This window comes from Salmonella enterica subsp. enterica serovar Typhimurium str. LT2 (assembly GCF_000006945.2).
GTDB lineage: Bacteria > Pseudomonadota > Gammaproteobacteria > Enterobacterales > Enterobacteriaceae > Salmonella > Salmonella enterica.
Genome location: NC_003197.2, coordinates 1,165,835 through 1,187,998, shown reverse-complemented (window position 1 = coordinate 1,187,998; position 22,164 = coordinate 1,165,835). Strand labels below are relative to the sequence as shown.

General features: G+C 49.7%; 26 protein-coding genes, 1 tRNA gene and 24 other annotated features. Of the genes, 18 read left to right on the top strand and 9 right to left on the bottom strand.

Annotated features, from left to right (window positions below; genetic code table 11):
• Positions 1 to 60 precede the first annotated feature (60 nt).
• Positions 61 to 66, top strand: a ribosome-binding site (putative RBS for hpaR; RegulonDB:STMS1H001372).
• The 3 genes from hpaR to hpaC all read left to right on the top strand — a co-directional run bounded on the left by hpaR (position 61) and on the right by hpaC (position 2,815).
• Positions 61 to 505 (top strand): 4-hydroxyphenylacetate catabolism protein gene (gene hpaR, locus STM1100; RefSeq protein ID NP_460073.1). Within the gene, positions 65 to 505 belong to an annotated coding region; the region does not span the whole gene. It overlaps the preceding feature by 6 nt.
• Before the next feature lie 210 nt (positions 506 to 715).
• Positions 716 to 721 (top strand) — a ribosome-binding site (putative RBS for hpaB; RegulonDB:STMS1H001371).
• The gene (gene hpaB / locus STM1099; RefSeq protein NP_460072.1) for a 4-hydroxyphenylacetate catabolism protein occupies positions 716 to 2,285 on the top strand. Within the gene, positions 723 to 2,285 belong to an annotated coding region; the region does not span the whole gene. (Overlaps the previous feature by 6 nt.)
• Before the next feature lie 5 nt (positions 2,286 to 2,290).
• Positions 2,291 to 2,296, top strand: a ribosome-binding site (putative RBS for hpaC; RegulonDB:STMS1H001370).
• Positions 2,291 to 2,815 (top strand): 4-hydroxyphenylacetate catabolism protein gene (gene hpaC / locus STM1098; protein NP_460071.1). Within the gene, positions 2,303 to 2,815 belong to an annotated coding region; the region does not span the whole gene. It overlaps the preceding feature by 6 nt.
• Before the next feature lie 332 nt (positions 2,816 to 3,147).
• Here hpaC and STM1097 read toward each other — a convergent pair.
• Positions 3,148 to 3,570 (bottom strand): putative periplasmic or exported protein gene (locus tag STM1097; protein ID NP_460070.1). Within the gene, positions 3,148 to 3,558 belong to an annotated coding region; the region does not span the whole gene.
• Positions 3,565 to 3,570: a ribosome-binding site (putative RBS for STM1097; RegulonDB:STMS1H001369), on the bottom strand. Its footprint overlaps the gene before it by 6 nt.
• A gap of 51 nt (positions 3,571 to 3,621) precedes the next feature.
• Positions 3,622 to 3,627, top strand: a ribosome-binding site (putative RBS for copR; RegulonDB:STMS1H001368).
• On the opposite strand from STM1097, the gene copR reads away from it, so the two are divergent.
• From copR to STM1093, 4 genes are all read left to right on the top strand, one after another.
• Positions 3,622 to 4,374 (top strand): Copper resistance transcriptional regulatory protein gene (gene copR, locus STM1096; protein NP_460069.3). Within the gene, positions 3,628 to 4,374 belong to an annotated coding region; the region does not span the whole gene. Its footprint overlaps the feature before it by 6 nt.
• Positions 4,348 to 4,353: a ribosome-binding site (putative RBS for copS; RegulonDB:STMS1H001367), on the top strand. It overlaps the preceding gene by 6 nt.
• Positions 4,348 to 5,731, top strand: a protein-coding gene (copS, locus tag STM1095; protein NP_447527.1) for a Copper resistance; histidine kinase. Within the gene, positions 4,367 to 5,731 belong to an annotated coding region; the region does not span the whole gene. Before copR ends, copS begins: the two co-directional genes overlap by 27 nt.
• 167 nt (positions 5,732 to 5,898) lie before the next feature.
• Positions 5,899 to 5,904: a ribosome-binding site (putative RBS for pipD; RegulonDB:STMS1H001366), on the top strand.
• Positions 5,899 to 7,373 (top strand): Pathogenicity island encoded protein: SPI5 gene (gene pipD, locus STM1094; protein NP_460067.1). Within the gene, positions 5,904 to 7,373 belong to an annotated coding region; the region does not span the whole gene. (Overlaps the previous feature by 6 nt.)
• A gap of 101 nt (positions 7,374 to 7,474) precedes the next feature.
• Positions 7,475 to 7,480: a ribosome-binding site (putative RBS for STM1093; RegulonDB:STMS1H001365), on the top strand.
• Positions 7,475 to 7,592, top strand: a protein-coding gene (locus tag STM1093) for a Pathogenicity island encoded protein: SPI5 (RefSeq protein ID NP_447525.1). Within the gene, positions 7,482 to 7,592 belong to an annotated coding region; the region does not span the whole gene. It overlaps the preceding feature by 6 nt.
• Here STM1093 and orfX read toward each other — a convergent pair.
• Positions 7,593 to 7,770 (bottom strand): Pathogenicity island encoded protein: SPI5 gene (gene orfX / locus STM1092; protein ID NP_460065.1). Within the gene, positions 7,593 to 7,763 belong to an annotated coding region; the region does not span the whole gene. It lies immediately after the preceding gene.
• Positions 7,765 to 7,770: a ribosome-binding site (putative RBS for orfX; RegulonDB:STMS1H001364), on the bottom strand. Its footprint overlaps the gene before it by 6 nt.
• 316 nt (positions 7,771 to 8,086) lie before the next feature.
• Positions 8,087 to 8,092: a ribosome-binding site (putative RBS for sopB; RegulonDB:STMS1H001363), on the top strand.
• Between orfX and sopB the strand changes: the two genes are divergently transcribed.
• Together sopB and pipC are read left to right on the top strand one after the other, a co-directional pair.
• Positions 8,087 to 9,780, top strand: a protein-coding gene (gene sopB, locus STM1091) for a Pathogenicity island encoded protein: SPI5 (RefSeq protein NP_460064.1). Within the gene, positions 8,095 to 9,780 belong to an annotated coding region; the region does not span the whole gene. It overlaps the preceding feature by 6 nt.
• Positions 9,781 to 9,790: 10 nt before the next feature.
• Positions 9,791 to 9,796 (top strand) — a ribosome-binding site (similar to ipgE of Shigellaputative RBS for pipC; RegulonDB:STMS1H001362).
• Positions 9,791 to 10,138 (top strand): Pathogenicity island encoded protein: SPI5 gene (pipC, locus tag STM1090; protein ID NP_460063.1). Within the gene, positions 9,797 to 10,138 belong to an annotated coding region; the region does not span the whole gene. It overlaps the preceding feature by 6 nt.
• A 9-nt stretch (positions 10,139 to 10,147) precedes the next feature.
• On the opposite strand, the gene STM1089 is transcribed toward pipC, so the two are convergent.
• Entirely contained in the window at positions 10,148 to 10,468 is a 321-nt protein-coding gene (locus tag STM1089) for a Pathogenicity island encoded protein: SPI5 (protein NP_460062.1), read from the bottom strand.
• Positions 10,469 to 10,678: 210 nt separating this feature from the next.
• Positions 10,679 to 10,684: a ribosome-binding site (putative RBS for pipB; RegulonDB:STMS1H001361), on the top strand.
• Between STM1089 and pipB the strand changes: the two genes are divergently transcribed.
• Positions 10,679 to 11,561, top strand: a protein-coding gene (pipB, locus tag STM1088) for a Pathogenicity island encoded protein: SPI5 (protein NP_460061.1). Within the gene, positions 10,686 to 11,561 belong to an annotated coding region; the region does not span the whole gene. It overlaps the preceding feature by 6 nt.
• Before the next feature lie 213 nt (positions 11,562 to 11,774).
• Positions 11,775 to 11,780: a ribosome-binding site (putative RBS for pipA; RegulonDB:STMS1H001360), on the top strand.
• Positions 11,775 to 12,463 (top strand): Pathogenicity island encoded protein: SPI5 gene (pipA, locus tag STM1087; protein ID NP_460060.1). Within the gene, positions 11,783 to 12,463 belong to an annotated coding region; the region does not span the whole gene. It overlaps the preceding feature by 6 nt.
• Before the next feature lie 142 nt (positions 12,464 to 12,605).
• Here pipA and serT read toward each other — a convergent pair.
• Positions 12,606 to 12,690: transfer RNA gene (serT, locus tag STM1086), tRNA-Ser, on the bottom strand.
• Between the two features lie 393 nt (positions 12,691 to 13,083).
• Here serT and yccA point away from each other — a divergent pair.
• The gene (gene yccA, locus STM1085; RefSeq protein ID NP_460059.1) at positions 13,084 to 13,743 is read left to right on the top strand and encodes a putative TEGT family carrier; all 660 of its coding nucleotides are present in this window, start codon (positions 13,084 to 13,086) and stop codon (positions 13,741 to 13,743) included.
• A gap of 76 nt (positions 13,744 to 13,819) precedes the next feature.
• Positions 13,820 to 13,825 (top strand) — a ribosome-binding site (putative RBS for yccK; RegulonDB:STMS1H001359).
• The gene (yccK, locus tag STM1084) for a putative sulfite reductase, gamma subunit (RefSeq protein ID NP_460058.1) occupies positions 13,820 to 14,159 on the top strand. Within the gene, positions 13,830 to 14,159 belong to an annotated coding region; the region does not span the whole gene. It overlaps the preceding feature by 6 nt.
• On the opposite strand, the gene yccX is transcribed toward yccK, so the two are convergent.
• The 3 genes from yccX to STM1081 all read right to left on the bottom strand — a co-directional run bounded on the left by yccX (position 14,156) and on the right by STM1081 (position 15,850).
• Positions 14,156 to 14,450 (bottom strand): putative phosphohydrolase gene (yccX, locus tag STM1083; RefSeq protein ID NP_460057.1). Within the gene, positions 14,156 to 14,437 belong to an annotated coding region; the region does not span the whole gene. The two genes, yccK and yccX, sit on opposite strands and share 4 nt — an antisense overlap.
• Positions 14,445 to 14,450 (bottom strand) — a ribosome-binding site (putative RBS for yccX; RegulonDB:STMS1H001358). Its footprint overlaps the gene before it by 6 nt.
• Before the next feature lie 35 nt (positions 14,451 to 14,485).
• Positions 14,486 to 15,271 (bottom strand): AraC family bacterial regulatory protein gene (locus STM1082; protein NP_460056.1). Within the gene, positions 14,486 to 15,265 belong to an annotated coding region; the region does not span the whole gene.
• Positions 15,266 to 15,271 (bottom strand) — a ribosome-binding site (putative RBS for STM1082; RegulonDB:STMS1H001357). It overlaps the preceding gene by 6 nt.
• A gap of 19 nt (positions 15,272 to 15,290) precedes the next feature.
• The gene (locus STM1081; protein NP_460055.1) for a putative outer membrane protein occupies positions 15,291 to 15,850 on the bottom strand. Within the gene, positions 15,291 to 15,839 belong to an annotated coding region; the region does not span the whole gene.
• Positions 15,845 to 15,850, bottom strand: a ribosome-binding site (putative RBS for STM1081; RegulonDB:STMS1H001356). (Overlaps the previous gene by 6 nt.)
• Positions 15,851 to 16,040: 190 nt before the next feature.
• Positions 16,041 to 16,046: a ribosome-binding site (putative RBS for yccW; RegulonDB:STMS1H001355), on the top strand.
• Between STM1081 and yccW the strand changes: the two genes are divergently transcribed.
• Positions 16,041 to 17,265 (top strand): putative SAM-dependent methyltransferase gene (gene yccW, locus STM1080; RefSeq protein NP_460054.1). Within the gene, positions 16,054 to 17,265 belong to an annotated coding region; the region does not span the whole gene. It overlaps the preceding feature by 6 nt.
• Positions 17,266 to 17,313: 48 nt before the next feature.
• Positions 17,314 to 17,319 (top strand) — a ribosome-binding site (putative RBS for yccV; RegulonDB:STMS1H001354).
• Positions 17,314 to 17,640 (top strand): putative inner membrane protein gene (gene yccV, locus STM1079; protein ID NP_460053.1). Within the gene, positions 17,323 to 17,640 belong to an annotated coding region; the region does not span the whole gene. Its footprint overlaps the feature before it by 6 nt.
• Before the next feature lie 44 nt (positions 17,641 to 17,684).
• On the opposite strand, the gene STM1078 is transcribed toward yccV, so the two are convergent.
• Positions 17,685 to 18,111 (bottom strand): putative cytoplasmic protein gene (locus tag STM1078; protein NP_460052.1). Within the gene, positions 17,685 to 18,101 belong to an annotated coding region; the region does not span the whole gene.
• Positions 18,106 to 18,111 (bottom strand) — a ribosome-binding site (putative RBS for STM1078; RegulonDB:STMS1H001353). Its footprint overlaps the gene before it by 6 nt.
• A 148-nt stretch (positions 18,112 to 18,259) precedes the next feature.
• Positions 18,260 to 18,265 (top strand) — a ribosome-binding site (putative RBS for yccT; RegulonDB:STMS1H001352).
• Here STM1078 and yccT point away from each other — a divergent pair.
• Together yccT and mgsA are read left to right on the top strand one after the other, a co-directional pair.
• The gene (gene yccT / locus STM1077; RefSeq protein ID NP_460051.1) for a putative periplasmic protein occupies positions 18,260 to 18,934 on the top strand. Within the gene, positions 18,272 to 18,934 belong to an annotated coding region; the region does not span the whole gene. Its footprint overlaps the feature before it by 6 nt.
• 81 nt (positions 18,935 to 19,015) lie before the next feature.
• Positions 19,016 to 19,021, top strand: a ribosome-binding site (putative RBS for mgsA; RegulonDB:STMS1H001351).
• Positions 19,016 to 19,487 (top strand): methylglyoxal synthase gene (gene mgsA, locus STM1076; RefSeq protein NP_460050.1). Within the gene, positions 19,029 to 19,487 belong to an annotated coding region; the region does not span the whole gene. (Overlaps the previous feature by 6 nt.)
• Before the next feature lie 35 nt (positions 19,488 to 19,522).
• Here mgsA and helD read toward each other — a convergent pair.
• Positions 19,523 to 21,593 (bottom strand): DNA helicase IV gene (gene helD, locus STM1075; protein ID NP_460049.1). Within the gene, positions 19,523 to 21,577 belong to an annotated coding region; the region does not span the whole gene.
• Positions 21,588 to 21,593: a ribosome-binding site (putative RBS for helD; RegulonDB:STMS1H001350), on the bottom strand. (Overlaps the previous gene by 6 nt.)
• A gap of 87 nt (positions 21,594 to 21,680) precedes the next feature.
• Positions 21,681 to 21,686, top strand: a ribosome-binding site (putative RBS for yccF; RegulonDB:STMS1H001349).
• Between helD and yccF the strand changes: the two genes are divergently transcribed.
• Positions 21,681 to 22,147, top strand: a protein-coding gene (gene yccF / locus STM1074) for a putative inner membrane protein (protein NP_460048.1). Within the gene, positions 21,701 to 22,147 belong to an annotated coding region; the region does not span the whole gene. (Overlaps the previous feature by 6 nt.)
• Positions 22,148 to 22,164: the final 17 nt, after the last annotated feature.

Genomic DNA, 22,164 nt, shown 5'->3' with positions numbered 1-22,164 from the left:
TCATAGCTCACATCGGTAAACACGATTATTCAGGTATTAATAATTCTGCAAAAGAGAAACGCTTATGCATGATTCATTAACCATCGCATTGCTTCAGGCGCGCGAAGCGGCAATGACCTATTTCCGCCCCATCGTTAAAAGCCACAATCTGACCGACCAGCAATGGCGCATTGTGCGAATCCTGGCCGATAGCCCCTCTATGGATTTTCACGAGCTGGCCTTTCGTACCTGCATTTTGCGTCCAAGTCTGACCGGAATATTGACGCGCATGGAGCGAGACGGACTGGTGTTGCGACTCAAGCCGGTTAACGATCAGCGTAAGTTATATGTCATGTTGACGGAGCAGGGACAAACGTTGTACGCCCGTGCCCGAAGCCAGGTAGAAGAGGCTTATCGAAAAATTGAGGCCGATTTCACGCCCGAAAAAACACAGCAATTGATGCTGCTGCTGGACGATCTTATTGCTCTGGGACGCCAGCATCCTGATAGCGAAGCGGAAGCATAGTATTCTTACCTTCCCACGCCGCCGACACGGGAATCCCCTCCCGCTTACAACGTTGACGGCGATCGCATTTTACTCTTCTTCTTCGACGTTCATCTGAAAAGTACCCGCCGTTGTCCTGAAAGTCTCTTCACAGTTTACGCTTCTGCCTATTCAATTGAACAACAAATAAGAAACATATTATTAACAAAACATTCCGATTAACGAGGAAGAGGCCGCAATGAAACCTGAAGATTTTCGTACTGATAACAAGCGTCCGTTAACGGGCGAAGAGTATTTAAAAAGCCTGCAGGACGGGCGGGAAATTTATATTTACGGCGAACGCGTTAAAGATGTTACGACACATCCGGCATTCCGCAATGCCGCAGCCTCTGTCGCACAACTGTATGACGCATTACATAAACCGTCGATGCAAGATACCCTATGCTGGAATACCGATACCGGCAGCGGCGGTTATACGCATAAATTTTTCCGCGTGGCGAAAAGCGCAGACGATCTGCGCCAACAGCGTGATGCTATCGCCGAGTGGTCACGCCTGAGTTACGGCTGGATGGGACGCACACCGGATTACAAAGCCGCCTTTGGCTGCGCTCTGGGCGCTAACCCAGCCTTCTACGGCCAGTTTGAGCAGAACGCCCGTAACTGGTACACCCGTATTCAGGAGACCGGCCTGTACTTTAACCATGCTATCGTCAACCCGCCCATTGATCGCCACAAACCTGCCGACGAAGTGAAAGACGTCTATATCAAGCTGGAGAAAGAGACGGACGCCGGGATTATTGTCAGCGGGGCGAAAGTCGTCGCCACTAACTCCGCCCTGACTCACTACAACATGATTGGTTTCGGCTCAGCCCAGGTGATGGGCGAAAACCCGGATTTTGCTCTGATGTTTGTCGCGCCAATGGATGCCGAAGGCGTAAAACTTATTTCGCGCGCCTCGTATGAAATGGTCGCGGGCGCGACGGGCTCGCCGTTTGATTATCCACTCTCCAGCCGCTTTGATGAAAACGATGCCATTCTGGTGATGGACAAGGTGCTGATCCCGTGGGAAAACGTATTAATTTACCGTGATTTCGATCGTTGCCGTCGCTGGACGATGGAAGGCGGCTTTGCCCGTATGTATCCACTGCAAGCCTGTGTTCGTCTGGCGGTTAAACTTGATTTCATTACCGCGCTGCTGAAAAAATCGCTCGAATGTACGGGTACCGTAGAGTTCCGGGGCGTGCAGGCCGATCTCGGCGAAGTCGTGGCCTGGCGCAATATGTTCTGGGCATTGAGCGATTCTATGTGTTCCGAAGCAACCCCGTGGGTAAACGGCGCCTGGCTACCGGACCACGCCGCGCTGCAAACCTATCGTGTGATGGCCCCAATGGCCTACGCGAAAATTAAAAATATTATTGAACGTAACGTTACCAGCGGCCTGATTTACCTGCCTTCCAGCGCCCGCGATCTGAATAATCCGCAAATCGACCAGTACCTGGCGAAATACGTACGCGGCTCTAACGGAATGGACCATGTTGAACGTATCAAAATTCTTAAATTGATGTGGGATGCCATCGGCAGCGAGTTTGGCGGTCGCCATGAGCTGTACGAGATTAACTACTCGGGCAGCCAGGATGAAATTCGTCTGCAGTGCCTGCGTCAGGCCCAGAGCTCCGGCAATATGGATAAGATGATGGCAATGGTTGATCGCTGCCTCTCCGAATACGATCAGAATGGCTGGACGGTTTCGCATTTGCACAATAACGACGACATCAATCAACTGGATAAGCTGCTGAAATAACGCGGCAGGAGGTTCTCATGCAAGTAGATGAACAACGTCTGCGTTTTCGCGATGCGATGGCAAGTCTGGCGGCAGCGGTCAACATCGTAACCACGGCGGGTCACGCCGGACGCTGCGGTATCACCGCAACAGCGGTCTGTTCCGTCACCGATACGCCGCCCTCCGTAATGGTATGTATTAATGCCAATAGCGCCATGAACCCCGTTTTTCAGGGTAACGGCAGGCTGTGCATTAATGTACTTAACCATGAGCAGGAGCTGATGGCGCGCCACTTTGCCGGTATGACGGGGATGGCGATGGAAGAGCGTTTTCACCAGCCATGTTGGCAAAACGGGCCGCTGGGCCAGCCGGTACTTAACGGCGCGCTGGCCGGTCTTGAAGGCGAGATCAGCGAGGTACAAACCATTGGCACGCATCTGGTGTATCTGGTGGCGATCAAAAATATTATTCTTAGCCAGGATGGGCATGGCCTGATTTATTTCAAACGCCGTTTTCATCCGGTCAGACTTGAGATGGAAGCGCCTGTTTAACCGTCACTCATGCCCACAAGCGGGATAACCACCGCTTGTGGGAGAAGAGTCGATACGCTGAAGATTTTTATTCCCGCCGCGATGTTTGCTCGCCATAAATCGCGGCGATTAATACAATCTAAGAGCCTATCCCACCAGGCGTTATTGGCGCAGCCAGTTTGGACACGGACAGCGCGCAAAAACCGGAGCGTACACGTAGTACGTGAGGTTTGACTCGCTACGCTCGCCCTTCGGGCCGCCGCAAGCGGCGTTCAAAACGCTAACGCGTTTTGGCGAGCACTGCCCAGGACCAAAATGGCAAGTAAAATAACCCTAATGGGATAGGCTCTAAATTAGCTCCCGCGATAGGTTGAATAACCATACTGACTTAATAACAGCGGCACATGATAGTGTTCATTCGTTTTGCTGATATGAAACTCGACGGGAATCTCCGGGAAAAACGTATCCAGTTTTTTACTTTCAAAATACTGGCCGGTTTTAAAAATAACGCGATAATCCCCCGGCGCGGCAGCTTTTTCGGGCCACAGTGCTTTAATACGTCCATCCTGGTCGGTATGCCCGGTGTTTAATTGCGTCCATCCGTTATCCTTTTTCTGCTCCAGTACCACCTCCACGCCGGGCGCCGGTTTACCTGTTTGCTGATCGAGAATATGTACGCTGAGAATATTGTTGCCAGCGGCCAGCGCCATTGCCGGGGCTGCAACAAGAGATGCTATCACGGTAGCCAGTATATATCGTTTCATGCTTCACTCCTTTACGGTATTGATGCAGGAAAATATATCTGGCGCGTCCAGGATTAACCTTACACGGACATGACAATTATGTCATCTTGTTGGAGATTTACGGATTCGCTAACAAGCCTATGGCATACTGCGTTGATGAAGATTTTATTGATTGAAGATAACCAGAAAACCATTGAGTGGGTACGTCAGGGACTCACGGAAGCAGGCTATGTGGTTGATTATGCCTGTGATGGACGAGACGGATTACACCTGGCCCTTCAGGAACATTATTCATTGATTATTCTTGATATTATGCTGCCGGGGCTTGATGGATGGCAGGTTTTACGCGCGTTACGCACTGCGCATCAGTCCCCTGTTATTTGCCTGACGGCGCGCGACTCGGTTGAGGATCGCGTCAAAGGTCTTGAGGCGGGCGCTAATGATTACCTTGTTAAGCCTTTTTCCTTCGCCGAACTGCTGGCCCGGGTGAGAGCTCAACTCAGACAGCATGTCCCTGCCTTTACTCGACTGACGATCAATGGTCTGGACATGGATGCCACAAAGCAATCAGTGTCACGAAATGGCAAACCGATTTCCCTGACCCGCAAAGAATTCCTGCTCCTCTGGTTACTGGCGTCCCGGGCAGGAGAAATCGTGCCCCGAACCGCGATCGCCAGCGAAGTTTGGGGAATTAACTTTGATAGTGAAACCAACACCGTTGATGTCGCGATTCGTCGGCTGCGCGCCAAAGTAGACGATCCATTTGAAAAGAAGCTCATTATGACCGTCCGGGGGATGGGTTATCGATTACAGGCGGAAACGTCGCAGAATGGTTAAGTTATCAATGACGCTGCGCCTGACAATTTCTTTTATCGCCATCCTTATCCTCGCCTGTACCGGCATTAGCTGGACGCTCTATAACGCGCTGAGCAAAGAATTAACGTATCGGGATGATATGACGCTAATAAATCGGGCGGCGCAAATGCAGCAACTGTTACTGGATGGCGCCAGGCCGGAAAATCTGCCGCTCTATTTCAATCGGATGGTGGATACGAAGCAGGACATCTTATTGATCCATTCAGCAACAGGCCACAATGTTGCGATTAATCATAGCGGCATCCCCGACCAACGCTTTAACGAGATTCCGCTGACTAAAAACATCACCCGCGAAACCTTATTTCGCCAGGCGGTACAAGGCACGGAACTGACCGCGGTACGCGTAAGCGCCAGAAGCGGCGATGACCCGCTGACCCTTACTATTGCCAGGCTGGCGACGGAAAGGCGGCAAATGCTGGCGCAATATCGCCGCAACAGTTTGCTGATGAGCCTTATCGCGATCCTCGTCTGTTCGGCGCTCAGTCCATTAGTCATCAGAAACGGGCTGCGGGCCATTACGTCGCTCAGCCGACTCACCGCGGCGACAGATAGCGGCACACTTCGCCAGCCGTTGGCGGAACAGGCGTTACCCGTTGAGCTCAGGCCGCTTGGACAAGCGCTAAATACCATGCGCCAGAAGCTTTCCGACGATTTTGAACGCCTGAACCAATTTGCCGACGATCTGGCGCATGAGCTGCGCACGCCGGTTAATATTTTACTGGGGAAGAATCAGGTGATGCTGAGTCAGGAACGCAGCGCCGAAGAGTATCAACAAGCCCTTGTCGATAATATTGAAGAGCTGGAGGGACTGTCGCGACTGACAGAAAATATTCTCTTTCTGGCACGCGCGGAGCACCAGAATATAGCGGTAAAAAAACAGCCTGTTTCGCTCAATGCGCTGGTCGAAAATATGCTGGATTATCTTAGCCCCCTTGCCGAGGAGAAGCGCATCTGTTTTATAAATCAATGTCAGGGAACGGTATGGGCTGACGAAATATTATTACAAAGAGTGCTCTCAAACCTGCTGACGAATGCCATCCGTTATTCTGATGAAAACGCCGTGATACGTATTGAAAGCGCTTATGATGATAACGTTGCAGAAATTCGGGTCGCTAATCCAGGCAGCCACCCCGCCGATGCGGATAAGCTTTTCCGGCGTTTTTGGCGAGGAGATAATGCCCGCCACACTGCCGGTTTCGGCCTGGGGTTATCGTTAGTTAACGCGATTGCTCTATTACACGGTGGCTCGGCATCTTACCGCTATGCCGATGAACATAATATCTTTTCGGTTCGTCTGCCTGATAGTGGTGATAGCTAAGGTCAGGACAGGTTCTGTTCCCCTTCCCTGCCACAGGGCTGTGGTTATCAATACAACCTCAATAAAGAGAAAATAAAGGATGCCGGCAAAGAATATTGCTGGCTCGATCACTTTCTCGGTTTCCAATCCAGGGTCAATTCATCCCATAATGCGTTATTCAGTGGGAACCTTTATGAAAAAGTATCTTGCATTCGCCGTTACGCTGCTGGGTATGGGTAAAGTCATCGCCTGTACTACCCTTTTGGTAGGCAATCAGGCTTCGGCTGACGGCTCCTTCATTATCGCGCGCAACGAAGATGGCTCGGCAAATAACGCCAAGCATAAGGTTATTCATCCCATCGCGTTTCATCAACAAGGCGAGTATAAAGCACATCGGAACAATTTTAGCTGGCCGCTTCCGGAGACAGCGATGCGCTATACGGCGATTCATGACTTTGATACTAACGATAACGCCATGGGTGAAGCCGGTTTCAATTCGGCGGGCGTCGGAATGAGCGCAACGGAAACCATTTATAACGGCAGAGCGGCGCTGGCTGCCGATCCTTACGTGACAAAAACGGGAATCACGGAAGACGCCATTGAGTCCGTGATCCTGCCAGTGGCGCAATCGGCGCGTCAGGGCGCCAAATTACTGGGAGATATTATTGAACAAAAAGGCGCGGGCGAAGGTTTCGGCGTCGCGTTTATTGATAGCAAAGAGATATGGTATCTGGAGACGGGAAGCGGTCATCAATGGCTGGCAGTACGACTTCCGGCAGATAGCTATTTCGTTTCCGCCAATCAGGGACGTTTACGCCATTACGATCCGAATGATAACGCGAATTATATGGCGTCACCAACGTTAGTAAGCTTTGCGAAAAAGCAGGGATTATATGATCCGGCCCGCGGCGAATTCGACTTTCATCAAGCCTATTCGCAGGATAACAAAAACGATACCACCTATAATTATCCGCGCGTCTGGACGCTACAACACCAGTTTAATCCGCATCTGGATACGGTCGTTAGCGAAGGGGAAACATTTCCTGTTTTTTTAACGCCAATAACGAAGATCAGCGTGGCGGCAGTAAAAAACGCGCTACGCAATCACTATCAGGGAACGTCGCACGACCCTTATGCCAGTCATAATCCACAAGAACCATGGCGACCTATATCCGTTTTTCGTACCCAGGAGTCACATATTTTACAGGTCAGACCGAAATTACCGCAGGCTATCGGCAACGTAGAATACATCGCCTATGGAATGCCATCTCTTAGCGTCTATCTCCCCTATTATCAGGGGATGCGTCATTATCAACCCGGAGATGATAAAGGAACCGATCGGGCGAGCAACGACTCTACCTACTGGACATTCCGCACGCTGCAAACGCTGGTTATGCAGGACTACAATGCGTTTGCGCCAGATGTGCAACACGCCTGGAAAACATTTGAACAGCAAACAGCTAAGCAGCAGTATAAGATGGAGCAGAGCTATCTGAGATTATATGCGTCGCATCCGAAAGAAGCGCAACGCTTACTGCAAAATTTTGAAGATAAAACGATGCAAAATGCGCAGACGCTCGCCCGTCGCCTGACCAATAATATTATTACGACAATGACTTACCGTACAGATATGAAATATCACTTTTCAAGTACGCAGCCATAAATTTAATGACAATCTATTAGCCACTCATACACAATAAGATAAAGCGGTACCAGAATTAGCCAGATATAAAAGACAATAATTATTATGGATTCATAGAGAGGATAGTTTATGACACTCCAGGCAAATATCAGCAGAGAGACAAAAGCGGCAAAAACCCAGGAGGTATATAAGCACGTTGTTCTTTTCAAAATGGCCGCCCCCTCTTACATAAGACGATAACTACAGCTTATGTCCCGTGTTACATAACTTTTCCCGACAGGCCTCTTTTACCCATGCTGAAAAATTCCGCGTCTTTTCAGATTTCAACGCGAATTCTATCTGTTCAAGCATGGAATAGGAAAAACGAATATTCTTCGTCACGGTCTTACTTGTCCGGGGCTTTGCTGGCATACACACACCTGTATAACATTTGATGTAACGCCGTTACTTTACGCAGGAGTAAATCGGTGAATTTGATCTGAGTCAAGAAGGTGGGTTTTCAATAAAAGTTGTGCCATAAATTGTGAAGTTTGTAGATTTTATGAACATTTGATGTACCGATCTCCCCCATGATCGCCACTACGTATGGACGTCAGGATGCCTCCCCGCCTGATCAGAAGCGTTTCCTCATTAAAAAGGACATTTTTTTAAAGTTCCTGGTGCATAAAAGTCACATCCTTTTAAAGGGTTGTTAACCCTGTTGAATGTTCCCACTCCCCTATTCAGGAATATTAAAAACGCTATGCAAATACAGAGCTTCTATCACTCAGCTTCACTAAAAACCCAGGAGGCTTTTAAAAGCCTACAAAAAACCTTATACAACGGAATGCAGATTCTCTCAGGCCAGGGCAAAGCGCCGGCTAAAGCGCCCGACGCTCGCCCGGAAATTATTGTCCTGCGAGAACCCGGCGCGACATGGGGGAATTATCTACAGCATCAGAAGGCGTCTAACCACTCGCTGCATAACCTCTATAACTTACAGCGCGATCTTCTTACCGTCGCGGCAACCGTTCTGGGTAAACAAGACCCGGTTCTAACGTCAATGGCAAACCAAATGGAGTTAGCCAAAGTTAAAGCGGACCGGCCAGCAACAAAACAAGAAGAAGCCGCGGCAAAAGCATTGAAGAAAAATCTTATCGAACTTATTGCAGCACGCACTCAGCAGCAGGATGGCTTACCTGCAAAAGAAGCTCATCGCTTTGCGGCAGTAGCGTTTAGAGATGCTCAGGTCAAGCAGCTTAATAACCAGCCCTGGCAAACCATAAAAAATACACTCACGCATAACGGGCATCACTATACCAACACGCAGCTCCCTGCAGCAGAGATGAAAATCGGCGCAAAAGATATCTTTCCCAGTGCTTATGAGGGAAAGGGCGTATGCAGTTGGGATACCAAGAATATTCATCACGCCAATAATTTGTGGATGTCCACGGTGAGTGTGCATGAGGACGGTAAAGATAAAACGCTTTTTTGCGGGATACGTCATGGCGTGCTTTCCCCCTATCATGAAAAAGATCCGCTTCTGCGTCACGTCGGCGCTGAAAACAAAGCCAAAGAAGTATTAACTGCGGCACTTTTTAGTAAACCTGAGTTGCTTAACAAAGCCTTAGCGGGCGAGGCGGTAAGCCTGAAACTGGTATCCGTCGGGTTACTCACCGCGTCGAATATTTTCGGCAAAGAGGGAACGATGGTCGAGGACCAAATGCGCGCATGGCAATCGTTGACCCAGCCGGGAAAAATGATTCATTTAAAAATCCGCAATAAAGATGGCGATCTACAGACGGTAAAAATAAAACCGGACGTCGCCGCATTTAATGTGGGTGTTAATGAGCTGGCGCTCAAGCTCGGCTTTGGCCTTAAGGCATCGGATAGCTATAATGCCGAGGCGCTACATCAGTTATTAGGCAATGATTTACGCCCTGAAGCCAGACCAGGTGGCTGGGTTGGCGAATGGCTGGCGCAATACCCGGATAATTATGAGGTCGTCAATACATTAGCGCGCCAGATTAAGGATATATGGAAAAATAACCAACATCATAAAGATGGCGGCGAACCCTATAAACTCGCACAACGCCTTGCCATGTTAGCCCATGAAATTGACGCGGTACCCGCCTGGAATTGTAAAAGCGGCAAAGATCGTACAGGGATGATGGATTCAGAAATCAAGCGAGAGATCATTTCCTTACATCAGACCCATATGTTAAGTGCGCCTGGTAGTCTTCCGGATAGCGGTGGACAGAAAATTTTCCAAAAAGTATTACTGAATAGCGGTAACCTGGAGATTCAGAAACAAAATACGGGCGGGGCGGGAAACAAAGTAATGAAAAATTTATCGCCAGAGGTGCTCAATCTTTCCTATCAAAAACGAGTTGGGGATGAAAATATTTGGCAGTCAGTAAAAGGCATTTCTTCATTAATCACATCTTGAGTCTTGAGGTAACTATATGGAAAGTCTATTAAATCGTTTATATGACGCGTTAGGCCTGGATGCGCCAGAAGATGAGCCACTGCTTATCATTGATGATGGGATACAGGTTTATTTTAATGAATCCGATCATACACTGGAAATGTGCTGTCCCTTTATGCCATTGCCTGACGACATCCTGACTTTGCAGCATTTTTTACGTCTGAACTACACCAGCGCCGTCACTATCGGCGCTGACGCAGACAATACTGCTTTAGTGGCGCTTTATCGCTTGCCGCAAACCAGTACCGAAGAAGAGGCGCTCACTGGTTTTGAATTATTCATTTCAAACGTGAAGCAATTGAAAGAGCATTATGCATAATTTAATACGTCAACATACTTTCTTAATGAGATAAAACGCGATACGTATGCCCTTTACAAGAGACAAGACCAGAATCTTTGGTGGAAATGTAAGGGGCAAACGTTCATCTCTCTCATTTTGCTCTGTTTGCGGGAGCATTTTTAGTGTGTAAGTATTCCTGCTCATCAGGTTTTTACGCCATCTACGCGCATTTATTCTGGTATAAGTTGAAATACTGCAAAAAATATTGGTGCTTATTATTTTTTCTTTAAGTAAATTTTCGCTCAACAAACTTAATTGTTTATTCAATGATGATGAAGCGTAAGCTATGCTGGAAATGAAGGAAGTCAATAGCAAGGATAATCTTATTATTCACGGGTGATATTACTTCTGCTTCACCGTTATGGCAGATATCATCGCCTCTTGTCAGATGCCAGACACCTACTCATACTCAACCAAAGCTCTAAATACAAAAATCACCTTATATCTTTTTTTATTATTCCTTGTATAAATGTGACTTGACTCACACCTATAAGGAGTCGGCTCACTTCCATAAGAAGGAATCAAAATGCCAATAACTAACGCGTCCCCAGAAAATATATTAAGATATTTGCATGCGGCCGGTACCGGTACGAAAGAAGCAATGAAAAGTGCAACTTCACCACGCGGTATACTGGAATGGTTTGTCAATTTTTTTACCTGTGGTGGAGTAAGAAGAAGCAATGAAAGATGGTTTCGGGAGGTAATTGGAAAACTGACCACATCATTATTATATGTAAATAAAAATGCTTTCTTCGATGGTAATAAAATATTTCTGGAGGATGTCAACGGGTGTACTATATGTCTGTCATGTGGAGCAGCATCCGAAAATACGGATCCCATGGTCATTATTGAAGTGAACAAAAATGGAAAAACTGTAACGGATAAAGTTGATAGTGAGAGATTTTGGAATGTATGTCGAATGTTAAAACTGATGAGTAAACATAATATACAACAGCCTGATTCACTTATAACCGAGGATGGTTTTCTGAACCTGCGCGGAGTAAACCTGGCTCATAAAGATTTCCAGGGGGAAGATTTGTCAAAAATAGATGCTTCTAATGCAGATTTCCGTGAAACAACTCTATCTAATGTAAATTTAGTCGGTGCAAATTTGTGTTGTGCAAATCTACACGCTGTAAATCTAATGGGTTCAAACATGACTAAAGCAAACCTGACTCACGCAGACCTGACTTGCGCTAACATGTCCGGTGTAAACTTAACCGCTGCAATTCTATTCGGCTCAGACTTAACTGACACCAAACTAAATGGTGCGAAATTAGATAAGATAGCTCTAACTTTAGCGAAAGCATTAACAGGAGCCGATCTGACAGGTAGTCAACATACCCCTACTCCACTCCCGGATTACAATGATAGAACTCTTTTCCCCCATCCGATATTTTAGTCGAGATAAAGGGATTTTATAAACAAGAAGTATTCAAACAGAGGCCCCCTTGTTTTATTAAATAAACCCCGCCCCTAAGTTTCATTATAAATAACATTTTCAGCGTATTACTTGTTGGCTTTGTCTGAATCATAGCGTTACCTGTATGTGGCACATTAACTAAAAACACTATTATTGTTTAATTTAAATAATTCATAATTGTAGTCAGGAAATAAGAAGTTATGCTTCCGGTCACCTACAGATTAATACCTCAAAGCGGAGTATCCACATATAGATTAAATACCGCAGATACACCTGTTTTCCCCGATATTCCCGAACATGCACCAAACCCCTCACGGCTACGCCTTGCTCATGACAGCCTTGCCATAAACAGTGAATTCCGTCTGGAGCCAGAGTGTGTGGTGGAGTACCTTATCTCAGGCGCGGGTGGAATAGACCCTGATACAGAAATTGATGACGACACTTATGACGAATGCTACGATGAACTATCCTCCGTACTTCAAAATGCGTATACCCAAAGCGAAACATTCCGCAGACTGATGAATTACGCATATGAAAAAGAACTACATGATGTGGAGCAGCGCTGGCTACTGGGGGCAGGCGAAGCCTTTGAAACTACCGTGGCTCAGGAACACTTCAAACTTTCAGAAGGCAGGAAAGTTATTTGTCTCAATCTGGACGATTCTGATGATTCATATACCGAACATTATGAAAGTAACGAAGGAAGACAACTTTTTGACACAAAACGTTCATTTATTCATGAAGTTGTACATGCCCTGACCCATCTTCAGGATAAAGAAGAAAATCATCCAAGAGGCCCTGTTGTCGAATATACCAACATTATTCTGAAAGAGATGGGGCATCCTTCACCTCCCAGAATGGTCTACATCTTCAATAAATAGACACATCGGGAAACGAAAAGAAACTAAAGACTCGCGTAGTCCGTTTTTTCGGGAAATATTCTAACAGTATTTTCTAACTATATTCTATAGCGCCTAAAAAAACAAAGGGGCTACCTTTCGGTAACCCCTTGTTTAATCTGGCGGAAGCGCAGAGATTCGAACTCTGGAACCCTTTCGGGTCGCCGGTTTTCAAGACCGGTGCCTTCAACCGCTCGGCCACACTTCCGGAATGAGGCGCACTATAAACATCCCGGTGCGCCATGTAAAGACCGAATGTGTTCGTTTGCGTGAAAAACAGGCAAAATTTCGTTAATTGCCTGAAATAGCGGCACATTGACCATTTCTTCAACACAAAACTGGCTGAATACGTATTGATCGCCTCCACTGTTTCACCGCTGTGATTAGCGATTTTTTTATCGGTAACGCGTGGTTGGCGCTGCCGCCTGTTTTATGGCGTAGCGCCAGGCATGAGCAGACCGTTTTAACGACGGTAATCACCTGAAATCTCTTAAGGAAACTAAACGTAAACGAATGCGTAAAGATGGGTAAAACCACTGGGTGACAGTGACTGTTTTTATTATTCTCCTTTATTAATTACATCTGTCATAAGAGAGTGACTAATGGATCGTATCATTACATCATCGCGTGATCGTAGCTCGCTACTGAGTACGCACAAAGTACTGCGCAACACCTATTTTCTGTTGAGCCTGACGCTGGCTTTATCCGCAATTACCGCGACAGCCAGTACGGTACTGATGCTGCCCTCCCCCGGCCTGATTCTGACGCTGGTCGGTATGTATGGGCTGATGTTCCTGACCTATAAAACCGCCAATAAGCCGGTCGGTATCCTGTCTGCTTTTGCGTTTACCGGCTTCCTCGGCTATATCCTGGGCCCGATTCTTAACGCCTATCTGTCAGCAGGCATGGGCGATGTCATTGGCCTGGCGCTGGGTGGAACCGCGTTAGTATTTTTCTGCTGCTCCGCTTACGTTCTGACCACCCGTAAGGATATGTCTTTCCTGGGCGGTATGTTAATGGCCGGGATCGTCGTCGTGCTGATTGGTATGGTGGCGAATATTTTCCTGCAACTGCCTGCATTGCACCTGGCGATTAGCGCGGTGTTTATCCTGATTTCCTCGGGCGCTATCCTGTATGAAACCAGTAACATCATTCACGGCGGTGAAACCAACTATATTCGTGCGACCGTCAGTCTGTACGTTTCGCTGTACAACATCTTTGTCAGCCTGCTCAGCATTCTGGGCTTCGCCAGCCGCGACTAATCGACATTCCCCTCTTCCAGCCCTGCTTATGCAGGGCTTTATTTTTTGCTACACTGCCGTCCGTGTTGATTACGCAGTGAAACGTTATGTTGATCTTTGAAGGTAAAGAAATCAGTACTGATAGCGAAGGCTATCTGAAAGAGACGACGCAGTGGAGTGAAGCGCTGGCAGTCGCTATCGCCGCCAATGAAGGCATTGAGCTCTCTGCGGAACACTGGGAAGTCGTGCGCTTCGTGCGCGAATTTTACCTGGAGTTTAATACCTCTCCCGCCATCCGAATGCTGGTAAAAGCGATGGCGAATAAGTTCGGCGAAGAAAAAGGCAATAGCCGCTATCTGTATCGTCTGTTCCCGAAAGGCCCGGCAAAGCAAGCGACCAAAATCGCCGGTCTGCCCAAGCCGGTAAAATGTATTTAATACCGAATACTAAAGCCTGTTAACGTCTCGCGAGGGCTGTGCGGTTCAGTGAGGATTTTGTCCACACGAGCAGAGCGCGGCCCGCCCTCTTTCAGCCACTTGATGAGTTTTTCCACCTGCGCCGCGTCGCCACAGGCCACCACTTCTACGCTTCCGTCATCCATATTCTTCGCATAGCCGGTTAACCCCAGCCGCTGCGCCTCATGCTGCGTGGTATAGCGAAACCCGACTCCCTGAACGCGACCATAAACCCAGGCGATAATGCAGACGTTCGACATGATGGTTCTCCTTTCATAATCAACGGTGGAGGCTCATACAGGACATACTTAACGTACCTGACTGGGCAGACACCCATAATGCTGGCGGAATCTGGCCGTAAATCGCGACCCCGACAGGTAGCCGCACCGTAGCGCTATTTCGCCGATTGGCAGCGTCGTCGATTGCAGTTGAGAAAGTGCGCAGGACATGCGCACCTCTTCAACAATTTGTCGATAACTCTGCGATTCACGCTGCAAACGCCGACGCAACGTCGATGTTCCCATAGCAAGACGGCGGGCTATCTCCTGGGCTGTCCATAGCTTAGCAGGCGAGAGCATAATCAGTTGCCGCACCTGCTCCGTGAGGGTGTAACGCCGTTCAATAAGCAGTGGTCCCGCCGCGCCATCATGTAAAAGCGCTAACAGTAACCCCATCGCCTGATGTTCCTGTAGCCCAACGGGCAACCCCTGGCGCACAGCATCCAACACGTTCTCCCACATAAATGTCAGGCTACGGCTCATCGGGGTACACAGCGATGTCAGGTTTGCCGGTGGATAATCCTGAACGTACATCGTTTTAAAGCGAGCAATAATCTCCGGTGAAAGTAATAACAGGTCGGAGCGAAAACCGTTCTGCGCAGGCTGATTAATAATCTCCAGCGGCGTGTTCGCCGGGATAATAATCAACTCGCCAGGCCCGGCGACAAGGCGGCTATCATCCTGAATGATGACTTTACTGCCCTGCGTAATATGGCAGATAGCGGCGGAAAAAAGCGTAACACGATGCAAACGGTGCAGATGACTGGAACGCACCTCTGCCGTCGTAAGATCCTGATGTCGAATATGCATCTCCTGCACCGTGCCGTCCTCTGTTTTATCTTCCGTATGTGGCCGTGAATTTTGCTTTCGCAATCACATGCGCGTTCAGCATAAACCCTACCAACGCGCCACTTGACTCACTGTCGAGCGGCAGTGTTGCCGTATTCAGCGCCCACACAGTAAACTGATAGCGATGAGGCTTATCGCTCGGCGGCGGACAGGCGCCGCCAAAGCCAGCATAACCGAAATCATTACGTCCCTGCACCACTCCGGCGGGTAACGTTTTTTTATCAGCCCCCGTCGGCAGGTCGTGAATCTGCGCAGGAATATTCACCATCGTCCAGTGCCACCAGCCGCTTCCGGTGGGCGCATCAGGATCGAAGACGGTAATAGCGTAGCTTTTGGTTCCGGCAGGCGGATTGCGCCAGCTCAGCTGCGGCGAAATATTTTCTCCGCTACAACCAAATCCTTTAAAGACGTGCTGTTGCGTTAAACGAAAATCCGCCGGAATATCCGCGCTACTGAGGCTAAACGCCGACGCGGCAGATACGCCGCCACTCAATGCCATCATTGCGGCTGCGGTCAAAGAGAAGACTGTTTTCATTGTATTTCCTTCTTCGTGTAAAGAAATAACACTATAAAAAGCGTCCGCTGAAGAAACTGTGCCTTTACGATTCTATTTTGTGCAGAAACGCTCACCGCCATACGCTGGTGATTGCCCCTCTCATCTGTGCTACCCTACGCGCCATTTCGTTTTCACGGTCCCAGGCTGGAACTATCATCCGGCTCGCGTCACTGTTTGTGAGAGGTTACTCCGCATGACTGAATCTACATTTCCGCAATATCCCCGTTTAGTCCTCAGCAAAGGGCGAGAAAAATCTTTACTCCGCCGCCACCCATGGGTCTTTTCCGGCGCCGTATCCCGTCTGGAAGGCAAAGCCAACCTCGGTGAAACTATCGATATCGTCGACCATCAGGGAAAGTGGTTAGCACGCGGCGCCTGGTCACCAGCCTCCCAGATCCGCGCGCGCGTCTGGACATTTGATAAAGCAGAATCCATTGATATTGCGTTTTTCACCCGCCGCCTGCGCCAGGCGCAGCAGTGGCGCGACTGGCTGGCGAAAAAAGACGGCCTGGATAGCTATCGTCTGATCGCCGGTGAGTCCGATGGCCTGCCTGGCGTCACTATCGATCGTTTTGGTCATTTTTTGGTGCTGCAACTGCTCAGCGCCGGGGCCGAATATCAACGCGCCGCATTAATTAGCGCGCTGCAAACATGCTATCCGGATTGCGCTATTTACGATCGCAGCGACGTCGCCGTGCGGAAAAAAGAAGGGATGGCGCTGACGCAAGGTCCGGTCACTGGCGAACTGCCGCCTGCGCTTTTGCCAATTGAAGAACACGGTATGAAATTGCTGGTCGATATCCAGGGCGGCCACAAAACCGGTTATTATCTTGATCAGCGCGACAGTCGTCTGGCGACGCGCCGCTACGTGGAAAATCAGCGGGTACTGAACTGCTTCTCTTATACCGGCGGTTTTGCCGTGTCGGCGTTAATGGGCGGTTGTCGCCAGGTTGTCAGCGTGGATACCTCACAGGATGCGCTGGATATCGCCAGGCAAAACGTTGAACTGAACCAACTGGACTTGAGCAAAGCCGAATTCGTGCGCGACGACGTGTTTAAGTTGCTGCGCGCTTACCGTGAACACGGCGAAAAATTCGACGTCATCATCATGGACCCGCCCAAATTCGTTGAAAATAAAAGCCAGTTAATGGGCGCCTGCCGGGGCTATAAAGACATTAACATGTTAGCGATTCAACTGCTCAATCCGGGCGGCATACTGCTGACATTCTCTTGCTCCGGACTGATGACCAGCGATTTATTTCAGAAAATCATTGCCGATGCCGCAATAGATGCCGGTCGTGATGTACAATTTATAGAGCAGTTCCGTCAGGCCGCCGATCACCCGGTGATCGCCACCTACCCGGAAGGGCTGTATCTGAAAGGGTTTGCCTGTCGCGTCATGTAACTTGAAAAGTGGAATAGTATCCTCATATAAAGGGTATCTATTTCCCGGGAGGTGACTATGATAGCCAGCAAATTCGGTATCGGCCAACAGGTCCGCCATTCCCTGTTAGGTTACCTCGGAGTGGTCGTCGATATCGACCCGGAATATTCGCTTGATGAGCCGTCGCCTGATGAACTGGCGGTTAACGACGAACTTCGCGCCGCTCCGTGGTACCACGTGGTAATGGAAGATGATGATGGTCAGCCAGTGCATACTTATCTGGCCGAGGCCCAGTTGCGAAGCGAAATGCGGGACGAGCATCCAGAACAGCCATCGATGGATGAACTGGCGCGTACCATTCGCAAGCAGCTTCAGGCGCCGCGACTACGTAACTGATTGTATTTAAAAGGCCGGAAAGCGATATCCGGCCATTTAAACTTTTATTTCGCCAGCCCCAGGCGAGGGATCTCAATCGCCGGGCAGCGATCCATCACCACGGTCATGCCTGCATCCCGCGCCAGCACCGCCGCCTGTTCGTTGATCACGCCAAGCTGTAGCCATAGCGTTTTTGCGCCGATGGCGATAGCTTCCTGCGCGACGCCCCATGCAGCTTCAGAGTTGCGAAAAACATCCACCATATCGACTTTTTCGGGAATGTCCGCCAGCGTGGCATACCCCTGTTGCCCCAGCAATGTCTTACCCGCGACTTTTGGCGCAACCGGAATCACATGGTAGCCCTGTTCAAGCAGGTATTTCATTACCCGATAACTTGGACGATCGGGTTTATCGCTCGCACCTACCAGCGCGATAGTGCGAGTGGACGTCAAAACATCAGCAATATCGGTCTCTTTCATCATCTTTCTCCTGGCTGTTTTGCAAAGTGTACGACAAACCTGACATAGCAACCATTCATCCCATACCGATGTATGAGAGCAAAACGCCAAAATATGTCTATATGTTAGTAAACATGATCTAAGAAAAATTTCGATACATTATTAGCCAGACGGCCTTTGGACAGGAGAACCTTATGAAAACCGGCGCGCTAGCCACCTTCCTTGCTCTCTGTTTGCCGGTGACTGTTTTTGCCACAACGCTCCGTTTGTCTAATGAGGTTGATCTGCTGGTGCTGGACGGCAAAAAGGTGTCCAGCTCTTTATTACGCGGCGCAGAGAGCATTGAACTGGAAAACGGGCCGCATCAACTCGTTTTCCGGGTGGAAAAAACCATCCGCCTGCCCGGTAATGAAGAGCGGCTTTATATTTCTCCGCCGCTGGTGATAAGTTTCGATACCCAACTGATAAGTCAGGTCAATTTCCAGCTCCCGCGGCTGGAAAACGAGCGCGAAGCCTCGCATTTTAACGCGGCGCCGCGTCTGGCGCTTTTGGACGGCGACGCCATGCCCATTCCGGTAAAACTCGATATTCTGGCCATTACTTCTACGGCTAAAGTGGTCGATTATGAAATAGAGACCGAGCGTTATAATAAATCGGCGAAACGCGCCTCGCTTCCTCAGTTCGCCACGATGATGGCAGACGACAGCACATTACTTTCCGACGTCTCAGAGCTTGATACCGTACCGCCGCAATCACAAACTCTGACAGAACAGCGGCTGAAATATTGGTTCCGACTGGCCGACCCGCAGACACGCCATCATTTTCTGCAATGGGCGGAAAAACAGCCGCCCTCTTGATATGAGTTGTCCCAGCGCGCAATTTTTTTCTCTTTCTCTTGCAGCATCAAGCGCTTCCAGTAATCTGTAGACAGGTTAACTACGGAATCGAATTATGGAACTGACGACTCGCACCTTGCCGACGCGCAAACATATCGCGTTGGTTGCTCACGACCACTGCAAACAGATGTTAATGAACTGGGTGGAACGCCATCAGCCGTTGCTGGAAAAACACGTTCTTTATGCAACCGGCACCACGGGGAATCTGATCCAGCGCGCAACCGGTATGGACGTTAATGCGATGCTGAGCGGCCCGATGGGCGGCGACCAGCAGGTTGGCGCACTCATTTCAGAAGGGAAAATCGACGTGTTGATTTTCTTCTGGGACCCGCTTAACGCGGTACCGCACGACCCCGATGTCAAAGCGCTACTGCGTCTGGCCACCGTATGGAATATCCCTGTCGCCACTAACGTCTCAACGGCGGACTTTATCATCCAGTCCCCGCATTTTAATGACGCTGTAGATATTCTTATTCCGGATTATGCGCGTTATCTGGCCGAGCGCCTGAAATAAACGCTACGCGGGCGGGATGCTGTACCGCCCGCGCTTTAGGGCTTCCTCGCCACCGGCACATCCAGCTGTTTAAGCGCCTCCACAAAGCGCGAGGGATTATCTTTATTAAAAAGCAGCCAGACCCGCGCACGCGCGCGCGTCAACGCCACATATAACAAACGCCGCTCTTCAGCGTCCGGAAAATCCTCAACCTGAGGAAGAAGCGCACTTTCCATAATGGATTCTCGCGCCGGGGCGGGGAAACCGTCGTTACCCTCCTGCAATCCGACAAGAATCACGTAATCGGCCTGTTGGCCTTTGCTGGCATGGATAGTCATGAAGTCTATCTGTAACTTCGGCCAGCGAGTCGCCGCTTTTTGTAGACTCGCGGGTTTCAGATGGTGATAGCGCGCCAGCACCAGGATACGTTCATCTTCCTTCGCATAGCCGGATAATTTATCCAGTAACGCGTCCAACTGGCTTTCATCCAATAACGTCACCGCTTTTTTATCGCCTGGGGTCAGACTATTTAACGGTTTTTTAAGCTGGTGCGGATTCTGCTGTACAAAGCGATTGGCAATATCGCCAATCCGACTGTTAAAGCGGTACGTGGTGTCCAGGTGGCAATGCTCGCCCTCGCCGAACGTCTGATGAAACGCCGTCGTTAAGGAGAGCTGCGCCCCGCTAAAACGGTAAATCGCCTGCCAGTCATCGCCAACGGCAAACAGCGTAGTCTGGCTATTCTGCTTGCGCAGCGCCTCTAACAGCGCCGCCCGCTGCGGGGAAATATCCTGAAATTCATCGACCAGAATATGCTTCCACGGGCTGATAAAACGCCCTTTTTCGAGGATCACCATTGCCTGATGGATCAGCCCGGAGAAATCAACGGCATTTTCCGCTTTCAACGCGCTTTTCCAGGCCTTTAGCAGCGGCGCCATCAGCTTAATGCGTTTGCCAAACAGCTCGCGGCACTCCTCTGGCGCGCCAGCGATCATTTCTGCCTGCGCGCCGCCGTGCATACGCATCAAACTGACCCAACGATCCAGGCGAGGGGCCAGACGCCGCTGCAATGTCTCATCGTCCCAGAAATTACCTTCCGGCACTACCCACTGCATCTCCTCTTCCAGCCACTGACGCCAGCCTTTGGCCTGCGCTTTTTTCTCGCTACACTGCTGACGCCAGGTGCGCAGAAATAGCTGATGCCGCGCGGTGGCGTCACTTTCCAGCTTACTGACAACCGGCGCTTTTTTACTGCCTTGCTGAATAATATACAGCGCCAGCGAATGGAACGTACGGGCAGTAATCTCTTCCGTATGTAAGCGCTCGCGGATACGCTCATCCATCTCTTCTGCCGCCTTGCGACCAAACGCCAGTAAAAGAATTTGCCCCGCATCGGCTTGTCCGCGCGCCAACAGCCAACCCGCGCGCGCCACCAGCACCGAGGTCTTACCGCTTCCCGCGCCCGCCAGTACCAGTAACGATGATTCGCCGTTAACCACCGCCCTGGCCTGGGAAGGATTAAGCGGAGAGGATTCTATCTGCGTAAAAAAGTCGGCATGCGCTTCCAGCATGGCATCAGCATACGCCTGATTATGCTGCTGCCGACTACCCTCGCTATCCTGTAACCATGCCAGACACTTACGCCATATCTCGCGACAGTGAGCAAACTCCTCCAGACGTGAGACCGGCAGCGGCAAGGCGGCAAACGTCTGGCGAATTTCGTGTTCCAGCCCCCGAACGCGTTCACGGGTAAGCCATTGGTTTCCGCCCGTTCGCTCACTAATACGCGCCCATTGCTCCTGTAATGCCTGCGCGGCGACATCACTCATCTCCTGGCTCCAGCGACGCCAGTGCGCGTCCAGATAGCGATGGAATTGCTGGGTTTCCGACCACTCGGTACCGTGCAAACGCACGACTTTATCCTCCGGCAGGACAAACTCCAGCTCGCCCCATACCAGCCCACGCTTACAGTGAATCGCCAATAACTGATTGAATGGAATAAGATATTCATGCCTGTCGCCAGACACTTTCACCCCAGCGTTGAGGATCTCGGCACGATCATACGGGTGTTGCGCCAGACGTTTTCCAAGAGAAGTTGCTTTCAGTTCCATGACTCAGCGAATCCAGACGTAAAGATGTGCTTATCAGTGTAACCGCCAGAGAAAACGTGCTCCAGTCTAAAAAAACGTTACAATTGCCCGCAGTGATAGAAAACCGGAATGAACTGAGGGTTTATGCGTACCGTTCTGAATATTTTAAACTTTGTACTGGGCGGCTTTGCCACTACGCTGGCCTGGCTGCTGGCGACGCTGGTCAGTATTGTGCTTATTTTTACCCTGCCGTTGACCCGCTCCTGCTGGGAGATAACCAAACTGTCCCTGTTCCCTTACGGTAATGAAGCCATTCACGTTGACGAACTTAATCCGGCGGCAAAAAGCGTATTAATGAATACTGGCGGTACCTTGCTGAATATTTTCTGGTTACTTTTTTTCGGCTGGTGGCTATGCCTGATGCACATTGCCTCCGGTATCGCGCAGTGTGTCACTATCATCGGGATACCTGTCGGTATTGCGAACTTTAAAATTGCCGCGATTGCGCTTTGGCCTGTCGGTCGCCGCGTCGTCTCTGTAGAAACCGCTCGCGCCGCGCGAGAAGCTAACGCGCGCCGCCGTTTTGAATGATCGGGACAAATAGCCTT